This window comes from Pseudomonas sp. Soil_N_39, assembly GCF_057655955.1.
Genome location: NZ_JBDGLI010000001.1, coordinates 471,745 through 484,211, shown reverse-complemented (window position 1 = coordinate 484,211; position 12,467 = coordinate 471,745). Strand labels below are relative to the sequence as shown.

Annotated in this window: 10 protein-coding genes; 1 reads left to right on the top strand and 9 read right to left on the bottom strand. The window is 60.9% G+C overall.

Annotated elements, in window-relative coordinates; genetic code table 11:
- Positions 1–41: 41 nt before the first annotated feature.
- From AC3A5O_RS02070 to AC3A5O_RS02035, 8 genes are all read right to left on the bottom strand, one after another.
- The gene (locus AC3A5O_RS02070; RefSeq protein ID WP_487752804.1) at positions 42–1,400 is read right to left on the bottom strand and encodes an LLM class flavin-dependent oxidoreductase; all 1,359 of its coding nucleotides are present in this window, start codon (positions 1,398–1,400) and stop codon (positions 42–44) included.
- Positions 1,400–2,593 carry an SfnB family sulfur acquisition oxidoreductase gene (locus AC3A5O_RS02065; RefSeq protein WP_487752803.1) on the bottom strand — a complete coding sequence of 398 codons (1,194 nt, stop codon included), beginning with the start codon at positions 2,591–2,593 and terminating at the stop codon, positions 1,400–1,402. Before AC3A5O_RS02065 ends, AC3A5O_RS02070 begins: the two co-directional genes overlap by 1 nt.
- Positions 2,594–2,616: 23 nt before the next feature.
- The gene (locus AC3A5O_RS02060; protein WP_305491504.1) at positions 2,617–3,858 is read right to left on the bottom strand and encodes an SfnB family sulfur acquisition oxidoreductase; all 1,242 of its coding nucleotides are present in this window, start codon (positions 3,856–3,858) and stop codon (positions 2,617–2,619) included.
- Positions 3,859–4,278: 420 nt separating this feature from the next.
- The gene (locus AC3A5O_RS02055) at positions 4,279–5,049 is read right to left on the bottom strand and encodes a hypothetical protein (protein WP_487752802.1); all 771 of its coding nucleotides are present in this window, start codon (positions 5,047–5,049) and stop codon (positions 4,279–4,281) included.
- Between the two features lie 510 nt (positions 5,050–5,559).
- Positions 5,560–6,321 (bottom strand): L-cystine ABC transporter ATP-binding protein TcyN, encoded by a 762-nt coding sequence (gene tcyN / locus AC3A5O_RS02050; protein ID WP_122565176.1) that lies wholly within the window; start codon positions 6,319–6,321, stop codon positions 5,560–5,562.
- Positions 6,322–6,324: 3 nt separating this feature from the next.
- Positions 6,325–6,990: a cystine ABC transporter permease gene (gene tcyL / locus AC3A5O_RS02045; protein ID WP_163006689.1), complete on the bottom strand. Its 666-nt coding sequence runs from the start codon at positions 6,988–6,990 to the stop codon at positions 6,325–6,327.
- Positions 6,990–7,790: a cystine ABC transporter substrate-binding protein gene (gene tcyJ / locus AC3A5O_RS02040; RefSeq protein WP_487752801.1), complete on the bottom strand. Its 801-nt coding sequence runs from the start codon at positions 7,788–7,790 to the stop codon at positions 6,990–6,992. The genes tcyL and tcyJ overlap by 1 nt, the downstream gene beginning before the upstream one ends.
- Positions 7,791–8,104: 314 nt before the next feature.
- Entirely contained in the window at positions 8,105–9,103 is a 999-nt protein-coding gene (locus AC3A5O_RS02035; RefSeq protein ID WP_305469210.1) for a D-cysteine desulfhydrase, read from the bottom strand.
- A gap of 492 nt (positions 9,104–9,595) precedes the next feature.
- Between AC3A5O_RS02035 and betT the strand changes: the two genes are divergently transcribed.
- Positions 9,596–11,557 carry a choline transporter BetT gene (betT, locus tag AC3A5O_RS02030; RefSeq protein ID WP_163006691.1) on the top strand — a complete coding sequence of 654 codons (1,962 nt, stop codon included), beginning with the start codon at positions 9,596–9,598 and terminating at the stop codon, positions 11,555–11,557.
- Between the two features lie 151 nt (positions 11,558–11,708).
- On the opposite strand, the gene AC3A5O_RS02025 is transcribed toward betT, so the two are convergent.
- Positions 11,709–12,449 carry an SDR family oxidoreductase gene (locus AC3A5O_RS02025; protein ID WP_305469212.1) on the bottom strand — a complete coding sequence of 247 codons (741 nt, stop codon included), beginning with the start codon at positions 12,447–12,449 and terminating at the stop codon, positions 11,709–11,711.
- Positions 12,450–12,467: the final 18 nt, after the last annotated feature.

Sequence of the window (12,467 nt, the reverse complement as noted above, 5' to 3'; positions counted from 1 at the left end):
AGTGCCTTGTTCCCACAGGGTCAGTGTCGGTAGCCCCAGGGTCAGTGCCGGTAGGTCGAGCCGGTGTGTTGTTCGGGCAAATGGGCCTCTGCGTGAAACAGCTTTTCGCGCAGGGTGCCGTTGTCGTATTCGGTCTTGTACGAGCCGCGTCGCTGCAACTCGGGGATCACCAGGTCGATGAAGTCCACGTAGCTTTGCGGCGTGACGATACGGGTCAGGTTGAAGCCGTCGAGGCCGGTTTCGGCGATCCACGATTCCAACTCATCGGCCACCTGTTCGGGCGATCCGACCAGGGTGATGTAGCGACCGCCCAGGGCGTGTTGCTCCAGCAATTTGCGCCGGGTCCAATCGTTGTTCTGCAGGGTCTTGGTGGCCGATTGGATGGCGTTGCTCTTGACGTACTGGATCGGCTCATCCAGTTCGTACTGGGAGAAATCGATCCCCGTCGACGCGGAAAAATGCGCCACCCCGGCCTCGGCGCTGGCGTAGCCCAGGTACTCGGCATGCTTGGCCCAGGCGGCCGCTTCGGTCTCGCCGACGATCACGTTCAAGCCCATGAACACCTTGATGTCCCCAGGGTTGCGCCCGGCCTCGACGGCGCTGGCGCGAACCTTGTCCACCTGGGCCTTGGTCGCCGGTTTGTTCTGGCCGCTGATGAACACGCACTCGGCATGCCGCCCGGCGAACAACAAGCCGCGCTCGGAACTGCCGGCCTGGAACAGCACCGGGGTGCGTTGGGGCGACGGTTCGCACAGGTGATAGCCCTCGACCTGATAGAACTCGCCCTGGTGCCGGACCTTGTGCACTTTCTCCGGCTGGGCATAAATCCGTTGCTCGCGGTCGTTGATGACCGCGTTGTTTTCCCAGCTGCCCTCCCACAATTTGTAGAGCACTTGCAGGTATTCATCGGCCTGGTCGTAGCGGCGGTCATGCTCGACTTGCGCCGTCAGGCCCATGGCCTTGGCGGCGCTGTCCAGATAGCCGGTGACGATGTTCCAGCCGACCCGGCCGCGACTCAGGTGGTCGAGGGTGCTCATGCGTCGGGCAAACAGGTAGGGCGGTTCGTAGGTCAGGTTGGCGGTGAGGCCGAAGCCGAGGTTTTTGGTCACGGCGGCCATCGCGGACACTAACAACAGCGGGTCATTGACCGGCAGTTGGATCGACTCCTTGAGCGTGACGTCCACTGACTGTTGGTACACGTCATAGACCCCGACGATGTCGGCGATGAACAGCCCGTCGAACAACCCGCGCTCGAGCAATTGCGCCAGGGCGGTCCAGTATTCGAGGGTGTTGAACTGAGTCGAGGTGTCCTGGGGATGGGTCCACAGGCCATGGTTGATGTGCCCGATGCAGTTCATGTTGAAGGCATTGAGGAGAATTTTTTTCTTGCCGGCCGCCATCAGATCGTCCCCCGCAGCGGCGGTTTTTCATCGTTGAGGTAGAAGTTGCCCACCGCGTGATATTTCCAGCGCACCGGGTCATGCAGGGTGTGCACCCGGGCGTTGCGCCAGTGACGGTCGAGGCCATGTTCGGCCAGGGTCGCCTGGCTGCCGGCCAGTTCGAACAGCGTGCTGCTGGCGGCCAGGGAAATTTCGGTGCTGATGGCGCGGGCTTCGGCCACGGCAATCGAGGCGGCGGCGACCGTGTCGGCCTGGGTGTCGGCCTGGGCCCGGTCGAGGAATTCACCGGCGCGTTCCAACAGGGCTTCGGCGGCATGCAGGCGGATGCTCAGTTGACCGAAACTCTTGAGGGTGTGCGGGTCTTCGGTGGCGACGTCGCTGGTGGCGTCGATCCAGGGGCGGGTTTTGCTGCGAACAAAATGCAGGGCGTCTTCATAGGCGGCGCGGGCGATGCCGGTGTCGATGGCGGCGTGAAGAATCTGCGCCAGCGGCCCCACCGGAGTGGGACGTTCGAAAGCGTTCTGGAAGGGCACGATGTCGTTGGCGGTGACATAGACATCTTCGAACACCACCGAACCGCTGCCCGTGGTGCGCTGGCCGAAACCGCTCCAGTCGTCGATCACCGTCAGGCCTTTGCTGTTGCGAGGAACAAACGCCAGTTGTTGCACGCCGTTTTCATCTACCACTGATGTGGGGATGCGCTGGGCATAGATTGCCCCCGTGGCGTAGAACTTGCGGCCGTTGATGCGATAGCCCTCGCCGTCACGGCGCAGTTGGGTGATGCGGTCGTGGGCGGTCTTGGTGCCGAGCTCCGCTAACGCATTGCCAAAACGCTGGCCGGCCAATACTTCGGCGTACAGGCGTTGTTTCTGCGACTCGCTGCCGTTCACCTGCAGCACTTCCAAGGCATAGAAGTGGTTTTGTGGGATCTGCCCCAGAGAGCCGTCAGCCTGAGCAATCAGCGCAATGACTTTGGCCAGGGTGACGTTGGACACCCCGGCTCCGCCGTAGGCCTTGGGCACACTGATGCCCCACAGGCCGGAGCGGGAAAAGGCCTCCAGCTCCGGGTACGGCAAGCGGCGCTCGCGGTCGCGCAGGGCGCTGTCGCGCTTGAAGTCATCGGCCAGGTCGCTGGCCACGATCAGGGCTTGTTCATCGCTGGTGATCACCGCGACGTGTTGGGAAAGCGTCATGTACTGCTCCAGAGGTCGGGTCGTCAGATCCAGGAATGCCGGGCCGGCAAGGTGCCGTTCAGGTGGTAGGCGCCTACCGCGTGATACTTCCAGCGCACCGGATCGTGCAGGGTGTGGACCCGTGCGTTGCGCCAGTGGCGATCGAGATTGAATTCGGCGAGGGTGGCGCGGCTGCCGGCCAGCTCGAACAGTTTTTCGCTGGCCTGCAGGGCGATCTCGGTGGTGAGTGCCTTGGCTTCGGCCACGGCAATCGAGGCGCGAGCGGAAGATTGCGCTGTGATGGGCGCGGCACTGACTTGGTCCAGTACTTGTCCGGCCTTGCGCAGCAACGCTTCGGCGGCGTGCAACTCGATTTTCAGCTTGCCGATGTCGGCGATCACGTAGAGGTCATCACTGGCCCGCTCGACCTTGGCGTCGATCCAGGGCCGGGCCCGTTCGCGCACGAAGGCGATGGCATCGTCGATGGCGCCACGGGCGATGCCGGCATCGATGGCGGCCTGGATCAGTTGGGAAATCGCCCCTTGCACGCCGGGCGTTTCGTTGATGCGCCAGTTCTCCAGGACCAGCTCGGCATCCACCCGCACATTGTTCAACAGCACGGTGCCGCTGGCCGTGGTGCGCTGGCCGAAGCCTGACCAATCGTCGACGATCCGCAGGCCAGGGGTGCCGCGCCGTACGAACGCCAGTACTTGCCGGCCCTCGTCATTCAGCGCCTTGACCGCCACCCAGTGGGCAAACAGCGCGCCAGTGGAATAGAACTTCTGGCCATTGATAACGAATCCGTCACCGTCGGCGGTGATCCGCGCCTTGAGTTCAAGGGTATTGCGGGTGCCGCGCTCGGGCCCGGCGTTGCCGATGCGCCAGCCTTCGAGCACGCTCTGCAAGAGGATTTTTTTCTGCCGCTCGGTGCCGGTACCGAGAATCAGCTGGAGCACGCCGAACTGGTTTTGCGGGATCTGTCCCAGGGCCGGGTCGGCGGCGGAAATGATTGCGAACACGTCGGCCAGGGTGACGAACGAAACCTGCGGGCCGCCGTAGGCCCGGGGGATGGCGATGCTGCCCAGTCCGCTGCGGGTGAATTGCTCGATTTCCGCCCAGGGCAGCTTGCGTTGCTGGTCACGACGCGCCGCTTGCTGACGGGCGACTTGTGCCAGTTCATGGGCGGCTTTGATCGCCTCGGCATCGTTGCGCAACACCTGTGCGGGCAACAACAGCGGAGCGATGTCCTGGTCGCTCTGGACCTTTGCTTGCGCCAGATCCGACATTACAGCCACTCCGTGGCTGCGGGCAGTGCCTTGGCATACTGCACTGGGGTGATTGTGTTCCGTTCCATACCCACCTCACATCTCAAGAAACGCCGCGATGAAGGCGGCGAGCAAAAATCAAGAATGTCCGGTGGTCCGGTTTATATACCCTAATCGTGTGTAATTTATTTTTGAACTAACTTTTAGGAATATATATAGGTTGGTTTTAAATGGAGGACCGTATGCTCGCTTAGGGGCGAAGCCGCTTTTCGTGGCGAGGGAGCTTGCTCCCGCTATGTGGGAGCAAGGCTTGCCCGCGATGGACAGGATGCGGTCTTGCAGAATCGAGGCGCCTGTTTCGCGAGCAAGCTTTGCTCCCACAGCCCAAGCGGGAGCAAGCTCCCTCGCCACAAAAGTATGTGTATCGCCGAAACGTTTGCATCATGGCTCTCGGCGGCGCGTTTCGGCGGCCATGAACGCCGGTTTCGGTGACGTGCTCAAGTACGGATTGGCGCAACCGATCTTCAACGTCCGTGGCGGTGCCCAGTGGGAGTTGTTGCCCACGCGGTCGAGGATGCAGTAGGTCACTTCCAGGCGCAGGTCTTCTCCCGCCTCCAGGATGATCTGCGGCGGGACCCAGATATTGATCGGCTGGCCGACTTCGCTGGTGGTGAGCGCAGGCAAGTCCATGCGCACATCGCCCCAGCGCAGGGTCACGGCATCGCCGGCGGCCATGTTCCGGTAGGGCTCGATGGTCAGCGGTACGCCGCGCTTGATCTGGTTCGGGTTCACCCCTTGGCGCCGGATGGTGGCGGGAATGCGCACCGGCGCCAGGCTCTGGTTCTCGTCGCCGCTCTGGGCTGACGGTTGGCCGCCGGGACAATCGAGCTTCACCTGCACCTGTTGCTTGGCCGATAGCGCCGGCCCGCGTCCAACCTGCATTACCCGATAATGGATGCGCGAGGTACCGTTGACGATAAAACTCTCCGGGACGCGGAGGGTGATGGGGTCCGACACATCGGCCTGCGACAGCACGCGCGAGCCGACGTAGCAGTTGTCCCAGAACAGTTCGATCAGATCGCCCACGTCCATGCCGGGGTAAGGCGCAATAATCACCTCCAAGTGAGCGGCGTTGGCGATATTGATGCCAGTAGGGTGGGCATTGGCCAGGGTGGGGGCGGCCAGTTCAGGACTCTTCGACTTACATGTCATGGTGTTCTCCTTGATGCTTGAAAACTAAGTCCGTTTCGGGAAGATCAAAAGGCGATGGATCATCGCGACATATTTTTATTTGCGCAGCCCTATGGGCTGTCTGCGTCTAGTCACTGCGCAAACATCAAATAATGTGCGTTGCCTGTTGGGCACTAGATAAAGGGTCAATAGTTTCAGTGTCAATAGAGGCACTTGCCTAATAACTCATTGTGAAAGGCTTCAGAAACATCCTACGCGTGCGTGTTAAGAATGCGCGGCGGGGCAGGCAAATTTCCTAGGCTTGTCGGTTTTCCGACAAGGGCTCGAAACAGTGTATGGCAACTAGGCTTTAAAGGGGTGGGCTGCAGGGATATGTTACGAGAGGTCTATACAGACTGCTGTCTATATAGAGCAATTGAAGAAGTTAGTAGGGCGGAAGTTGCAAGTTGTGTCGTTCGGGTGAAGTGAATAGCGATGGCGTATTAGTTGTGCGACGGCCTAACTTCCATCCCTGGAAGTGATAACGCTGATTTACTGGCTGTCGTGTCCGGCAGAGAGAAACTTGCTGAGGAACTGTCGCGTACGTTCTTCCTTGGGGGCTGCAAACAAAGCCTTGGCTTCGCCTTGTTCGACGATCACGCCTTTGTCGAAAAACACCACACGGTTGGCCACGTCCCGGGCGAAGCCCATTTCGTGGGTCACGATGACCATGGTGCGTTTTTCTTCGGCCAGGCCGCGAATGGTTGCCAGGACCTCGCCCACCAGCTCCGGATCGAGGGCCGAGGTCGGCTCGTCGAACAGGATCACCGCCGGTTCCATCGCCAACGCCCGGGCGATCGCCACGCGCTGTTGCTGGCCACCGGAAAGACGTCGTGGGTAGGCGTCTTCCTTGCCGGACAGGCCGACCTTGGCCAAGAGCTTGCGGCCCAGGACCTCGGCTTCTGCGCGTGGAGTCTTTTTCACCACCAGCGGGCCTTCGATCACGTTCTCCAGCGCGGTGCGATGGGGAAACAGGTTGAAGTTCTGGAACACGAAGCCCACCTGCTGGCGCAAACGGCGCACCAGGCCCTGTTGCTGGTTCAGCGGGCGGCTGCCATCGATCTCGATGTCGCCGACCTTGATCCGGCCGCTGGAAGGCTCTTCGAGGAAGTTCAGGCAGCGCAGGAACGTCGTCTTGCCCGAGCCGCTAGGGCCGATGATCGCAACCACTTCGCCTTCTTCGATCTTCAGGTCGATGCCGTTGAGCACCACCTGACCCTTGAACTGCTTTGTCAGTTTTTCCACGACAATCATGGGTCAGGACTCCTGGTCATGCCGATTGACCCGGGCTTCCAGGACGTTCTGCAGGTGCGAGAGCACGGTGGCAAGAACCCAATAGATCAGCGCGGCGGCAAGGTACATGGTGAAGATTTCGAAGGTTCGTGCGGTGATCAGCTGCGCCTGGCGGAACAGCTCCGGCACCTGGATGGTCGCCGCCAGCGCGGTGTCCTTGACCAGGGAAATGAAGCTGTTGCCCAACGGCGGCAGGGCCGTACGTGCGGCTTGCGGCAGGATGGCCCGGCGCAGGGTCTGGGCGCGGGTCATGCCGATACTCGCCGCCGCTTCCCACTGGCCGCGCTCGATGGAACTGATGGCGGCCCGCAGGATTTCACACGCATAGGCGGCCATGTTCAGCGAGAAACCGATCAGGGCCGCGGGCAGCGGATCCAGCTCGATGCCCAGTTGCGGCAACCCGTAATAGATCACGAACAACTGCACCAGCAACGGCGTGCCGCGAAAGAACGACACGTAGATGCGGGCGATCCAGTTCACCAGTTTGAAGCGCGACAAGCGCATCAGCGCCAGGCCGAACCCCAGCAGCAGGCCGAAAAACATGCCGCCCAGGCTGAGGATGACCGTGTAATACGCGCCCTTGAGCAAAAAGGGCGCGGAGTCCAGTGCGAGTTGAAGAGCTGCTTCCATTATTGGGTAACGTCAGCGCTGAAGTATTTTTCCGAAAGCTTTTTCAGCGTACCGTCGGCGCGCAGTTTCTCGATGGCCTTGTTCACGGCCGCCAGCAACTCAGGCTCTCCTTTGCGCAGGGCAATACCGGACTCCTGACGCGAAAAGGCTTCGCTGGTGACGGTGGTGTCCTTGGCTTTCTTGGCGTATTCCAGCGCGGCCAGGCGGTCGATCAGGATGGTATCGATACGGCCGACACGCAGGTCCTGGAACTTGGTTGGGTCGTCATCGTAGGTTTTGACTTGGGCGCCCGGTACTTCAGCTTTTACCCACTGTTCGTAGTTGGTGCCCAGGCCCACGCCGACTTTTTTCCCGTTCAGGTCAGCGGCCTTCTTGATGTTCAGCTCGTCGGCTTTCTTGGTCAGTACCAGCGCTTGAATCCCGGAAATGGTGTACGGCTCGGAGAAGTCATACTTTTTCTTACGTTCTTCGGAGATGGTCACCTGGTTGACCACGGCGTCCAGACGCTTGGATTCCAACGCCGCGAGGATGCCGGCCCATGGGGTCGTCTGCAGCTTGACCTTCACCCCCAGTTCCTTGGCCAGGGCTTCGGAGAATTCCACTTCGAAGCCGGTCAGCTTGCCGCTGTCATCAACGAAGCTGAACGGTGGATAAGTACCTTCCAAGCCGATCTTGATTTCGCCTTTGTCCTTGATTGCTTGCAGTTGCTCACCGGCAACTGCTTGCCCCAGCAGCCCGGCGCTCAATGCCAGGCCCAGCGAACCCACCAACAGGTTGCGACGTAATGCGGAAAAATTCATGACAAGCCCCTGTGTTTTCTTATGAAGAGGTTATTTTGGCTGAGATAAGGCGTAGCCGCGATCCGAAAAGATTGCCACATCCTGCCTTAAAGCAGCCTGGGCGTCTCGCGGCAAATGCGCCTGCGGCGAGACTATAAGTTGGCTTTTATAGATTGGAAAATAATATTAAATAAAACGCATATGTTTATTTGGAATGACAACTTGTGGGAGCGAGCTTGCTCGCGATCGCGGTGGATCAGCAGAAATTTATGCAGCTGACATGCCGCTATCGCGAGCAAGCTCGCTCCCACAGAAGGCTTCCACCGAAGTCTTCACTAAGCCTGGAACGCCGCACTGTAGGCAAACAACGCCGGTGCGCCGCCGGTGTGCAGGAAGATGATCGGGCCTTCGTCGAAACGGTCGCGGCCAATGCCGTCGAGCAGGCCGGCCATGGCCTTGCCCGTGTAGACCGGATCGAGCAACAGGCCTTCCTGGCTGGACAGCAGCTTGACCGCCGCCAGTGTCCCGGCATTCGGTTCACCGTAGCGAGGGGCGAAGTATTCATCCCACAGGTTCACCTTGAACGCTTCTGGAAGGGCGACGTCCAGCAACGCTGCCGTGCGCTCGGCCAGGCCCTGGACCTTCGGAAACTGGTCCTCCTCGCTGCGGGAAACCGTGACGCCAATGACCGCAAGCGCCGGCAGGCTTTCACTCAACGCCAGCGCCAGGCCGCTGTGGGTCCCGGCACTGCCCGAGGCCAGTACCACGGCAGCGAACTCGATCCCGGTGTCCTTGATCTGCTCGGCCAGTTCCAGGCCAGCACGCACATACCCCAGCGCGCCCAAGGCGTTCGAGCCGCCAATCGGCACCAGGTAGGGTTTTTTCCCATTGCTGCGCAAGCGAGCGGCGAGGGCCTGCAATTGCTCGTCGGCGTTGTCCAGGTTGTCCACCAGCTCGACCTTGGCGTCGAACAGCTCCAGCAACAGCCGGTTGCCGTTGCCCAGGTAATTGCTGTCTTCGGTGCCGATGGGGTTTTCCAGCAAGGCGACACAACCCAGGCCGAGCTTCGCGGCCAGGGCGGCGGTCTGGCGAACGTGGTTGGACTGGATCGCCCCGGCCGTGATGAGGGTATCGGCACCCTGAGCGATGGCATCGGCGGCCAGGTATTCGAGCTTGCGCAGTTTGTTGCCGCCCAAGGCCAGGGGCGTCAGGTCGTCGCGCTTGATATAGATGTCCCGGCCGAGCCAGGTGGAGAGGCGGTCGAGTTTTTCCAGCGGTGTCGGATGGTCGAGCAGGTCGAGACGGTTAAAGCGAGACAACTGTTCTTTGATCATGAGTCCGTACTGGTTGTAGGCGATGTCTGGACTATAGGCACGCCGATATTCAGGGGCAACCGGCAATCATGGGGCGGGGTGTAAACGGGGTGGCGAATGATGGGTGATCGCCGAAAAACCTGTGGGAGCGAGCTTGCTCGCGATAGCGGTGGGTCAGTTGGCCTATTTATTTACTGACCTACCGCCATCGCGAGCAAGCCCGCTCCCACAGGGGCTGTGTGGTGTCTGTTGAACACTGAACGAATACATACCAGGCAGCGTCTACCCTCCCACGGGCTCGCGTAGGAAACGTACCGTCGAGCCCTGCGATTAGTCCTTAGCTGGCTATTCATGTTTAACTTGAACGTTCATTCAAGTTAAACCGTCGGTTTGCTGCCCGCTCACAACAGGAGGCTTGCCTTTGCCGAGTCCGTATTCCATTGCCACCCTTTTGCTCCCCGGGGGGCTTCGTTCATGAGTGCCTCGTCCCTGCCACCCAGCGGCCTGGTCCGCATGAACCCGCCGGTCTTTTACTTCGCCGCGACCTTTATCCTGCTGTTCGGCCTGGTGGTGATTGCCATGCCCGCGCAAGCCGGCGCCTGGTTGCTGGCCGCGCAGAACTGGGCGGCCAATACGGTCGGCTGGTACTACATGCTGGCGATGACGCTGTATCTGGTCTTCGTGGTGGTCACCGCCTTGTCCGGCTACGGCAAGATCAAGCTCGGTGCCGACCACGACGAGCCCGAATTCAGTTATCTGTCCTGGGCCGGCATGCTGTTCGCCGCCGGCATCAGCATCACGCTGTTTTTCTTCTGCGTTTCCGAGCCGCTGACCCACATGGTGCAACCGCCCCAGGGCGAGGCCGGTACCGCCGAGGCGGCGCGCCAGGCCATGCAGATCCTGTTCTTGCACTGGGGCCTGCACGGCTGGGGCGTTTTCGCGTTCGTCGGTATGGCCTTGGCGTACTTCGCCTATCGGCACAATCTGCCGCTGGCCCTGCGTTCGGCGTTGTACCCGTTGATCGGCAAGCGCATAAACGGCCCCATCGGTTACGCCGTGGACGGCTTCGGCATTATCGCGACGGTGTTCGGCCTCGGCGCGGACATGGGCTTTGGTGTGCTGCACCTCAATTCCGGGCTCGACTACCTGTTCGGCATCGCCCACACCCAGTGGATTCAGGTCGGCCTGATCGTGCTAATGATGGGGGCGGCGATCCTCGTGGCGGTGGCCGGTGTCGACAAGGGCGTGCGGGTCATGTCCGACATCAACATGCTGTTGGCCTGTGCATTGTTGCTGTTCGTGCTGTTCGCCGGGCCCACCCAGCATTTGCTCAACACCTTGATCCAGAACATCGGCGATTACCTCGGCGCGCTGCCGATGAAGAGTTTCGACCTGTACGCCTACAACAAACCCAGCGACTGGCTGGGCGGCTGGACGGTGTTCTACTGGGCCTGGTGGATCGCGTGGTCGCCGTTCGTGGGGCTGTTCATCGCACGGATTTCCCGTGGTCGCACCATCCGTGAATTCGTGTTTGGCGTGTTGCTGATCCCCCTGGGTTTCACCCTGGCGTGGATGTCGATCTTCGGCAACAGCGCCATCGACCAAGTGTTGAACCACGGCATGAGCGCCCTGGGCATGTCCGCCCTGGAAAACCCATCGATGAGCCTTTACCTGCTGCTGGAAACCTATCCCTGGAGCAAGACCGTCATCGCGGTCACCGTGTTCATCAGCTTCGTGTTTTTCGTCACGTCTGCCGACTCGGGCACGGTGGTGCTGTCGACGTTGTCGGCCAAGGGCGGCAACCCCGATGAGGACGGGCCGAAATGGCTGCGGGTGTTCTGGGGCGCGATGACGGCCCTGGTGACCAGTGCGTTGTTGTTCTCCGGCAGCATCGATGCCTTGAAGTCGGCGGTGGTGCTGACGTCCCTGCCGTTCTCGTTGATTTTGCTGTTGATGATGTGGGGCCTGCACAAGGCGTTTTACCTGGAGTCCCAGAAGCAGATCGCGCAATTGCATTCCCTGGCGCCGGTGTCGGGGGCGCGCCGGGGCACGGGCGGCTGGCGCCAGCGCTTGAGCCAGGCGGTGCATTTTCCGTCCCGTGATGAGGTGTACCGTTTCCTCGACACGACGGTGCGCCCGGCCATTGAAGAAGTGACCGCGGTGTTCGTCGAGAAGGGCCTGACGGTGGTGACCCAGCCTGACCCGGCCAACGACAGCGTCAGCCTGGAGATCGGCCACGGGGAGCAGCATCCGTTTATTTACCAGGTGCAGATGCGCGGCTACTTCACGCCGTCCTTCGCCCGCGGCGGCATGGGCTCGAAGGAGCTCAACAACCGACGCTACTACCGTGCCGAGGTGCACTTGAGTGAAGGCAGCCAGGATTACGATTTGGTGGGCTATACCAAGGAGCAAGTCATCAACGACATCCTCGACCAGTACGAGCGGCATTTGCAGTTCCTGCATTTGGTGCGCTGACAGAGGTCCTGGTTTTTCTATCTTCACGGCCTCATCACGAGCGAGCTCGCTCCCACAGGGTTAAGTGGTTCTCTCCTACAGGGCTAGTGATTTCCTTGTGGGAGCGAGCTTGCTCGCGATAGCGGTTTGACTGGCGACGCAGAACGAAGCCTCAGACCAGCCCGCCATTGGCCCGCAGGATCTGCCCATTCACCCAGCCAGCGGCCGGGCTCACCAGGAACGCGATGATGCTGGCAATGTCCTGGGGCTGGCCGAGGCGTTCCAGGGGCGGCATCTTGGCGTAGTGCTGCACCTGTTCTTCGCTCTTGCCGTGCATGAACAGTTCAGTGGCGACCGGGCCGGGGGCCACGGCATTCACCGTGATCTGGCGCCCGCGCAGTTCCTTGGCAAACACCTGGGTCAGGGATTCCACCGCCGCCTTGCTGGCGATGTACACCGAGTAGCCGGGTAGGTTCAGGCCTACGGTACTGCTGGAAAAATTCACGATCCGGCCGCCGTCGTTCAGCCGGGTCGCGGCTTCGCGCAGGGTGTTGAAGGTGCCACGGGTGTTGATGGCGAACGTCTGCTCGAACAGCTCGTCGCTGTGCTGCGCCAGGGGCATCACCTGGAGAATGCCAGCGTTGTTGATCAACACATCGACCTTGCCCAACTGCGCTTCGGTTTCATCGAACATCCGCCGCACATCGGCGGCGGAAGATACGTCCGCCTTGACCGCTATGGCTTGGTGGCCAGCCTGGCGCAATTGCACCACCAACCTGGACGCCTCGCTGGCGCTGTTGGCGTAATTGACGACAACGGCAAAACCATCGCTGGCCAGTTGCTTGGCGATTTCGGCGCCAATGCCGCGGGAGGCGCCGGTCACGATGGCAACTTTCGAGTTTTGAACAGTCATGTGAGGGTTCCTTTGAGG

Coding starts and splice junctions, on each gene's coding strand:
- AC3A5O_RS02070 (WP_487752804.1), bottom strand. CDS start 1,400: ATGGCGGCCGGCAAGAAAAAAATTCTCCTCAATGCCTTCAACATGAAC.
- AC3A5O_RS02035 (WP_305469210.1), bottom strand. CDS start 9,103: ATGATCAAAGAACAGTTGTCTCGCTTTAACCGTCTCGACCTGCTCGAC.
- AC3A5O_RS02025 (WP_305469212.1), bottom strand. CDS start 12,449: ATGACTGTTCAAAACTCGAAAGTTGCCATCGTGACCGGCGCCTCCCGC.
- AC3A5O_RS02055 (WP_487752802.1), bottom strand. CDS start 5,049: ATGACATGTAAGTCGAAGAGTCCTGAACTGGCCGCCCCCACCCTGGCC.
- tcyJ (WP_487752801.1), bottom strand. CDS start 7,790: ATGAATTTTTCCGCATTACGTCGCAACCTGTTGGTGGGTTCGCTGGGC.
- AC3A5O_RS02060 (WP_305491504.1), bottom strand. CDS start 3,858: ATGTCGGATCTGGCGCAAGCAAAGGTCCAGAGCGACCAGGACATCGCT.
- tcyN (WP_122565176.1), bottom strand. CDS start 6,321: ATGATTGTCGTGGAAAAACTGACAAAGCAGTTCAAGGGTCAGGTGGTG.
- AC3A5O_RS02065 (WP_487752803.1), bottom strand. CDS start 2,593: ATGACGCTTTCCCAACACGTCGCGGTGATCACCAGCGATGAACAAGCC.
- betT (WP_163006691.1), top strand. CDS start 9,596: ATGAACCCGCCGGTCTTTTACTTCGCCGCGACCTTTATCCTGCTGTTC.
- tcyL (WP_163006689.1), bottom strand. CDS start 6,990: ATGGAAGCAGCTCTTCAACTCGCACTGGACTCCGCGCCCTTTTTGCTC.